Source organism: Lactobacillus gallinarum DSM 10532 = JCM 2011, assembly GCF_001434975.1.
Lineage (GTDB): Bacteria > Bacillota > Bacilli > Lactobacillales > Lactobacillaceae > Lactobacillus > Lactobacillus gallinarum.
On record NZ_AZEL01000009.1, the window covers coordinates 1 to 648 of the forward strand.

The following is a 648-nucleotide window of genomic DNA, read 5'->3' on the forward strand; positions in this document are numbered from 1 at the left end:
ATGCTAAAAAATTTGTGGATAGTTTCTTAGGTGGACAAAAGTTAAAATATGATGCTTGGGAAACTCACCCATACGTAAAGCCAAGTCAAATGATTAACTATGTTTCCTGTCACGATGGTTATACATTGTATGACTACATTAAAAAGATAATGCCAAATGAATCAGACGCTAATATAGCTAAACGCATTAGATTAGCCGATTCAATGGTAATGTTTGCAGAAGGAATTCCGTTCTTCCATTCAGGTCAAGAAGGACTTAGAACTAAGGCTGGTAATAACAATTCTTATAATTCATCAATTAGAATTAATCAAATTGATTGGGATCGAATTGGTGCAAATAAAGATACAGTAAATTACTTTAAGCAATTAACAGATTTACGTAAAAAACTTTCTGCTTTACATTTGAATAATTATGATCAAATTAATCAAAATGTTAAAGCCATAAATGCAGGTAAAGATGGGATTTTTGCCTTTGAGTATAAAGAAAATGGCAAGAAGATGTATATCATCTTTAATGTTAATAATAATGATGCTGCTTTAAAGGGAGTTGACTTAACCGGTTATCATAAATTACTTGATAGTGATGGAAAAGTATCTTTAGGTCAAAATACAATTTTGATGCCGTTGAGCACTTTGGTTGTAGAAGGGG

Annotated in this window: 1 pseudogene; it reads left to right on the forward strand. The window is 31.5% G+C overall.

Annotation, left to right across the window (positions count from 1 at the left end):
• A pseudogene (locus tag FC37_RS10385) lies at nucleotides 1–648 on the forward strand (type I pullulanase); the annotation flags it as partial.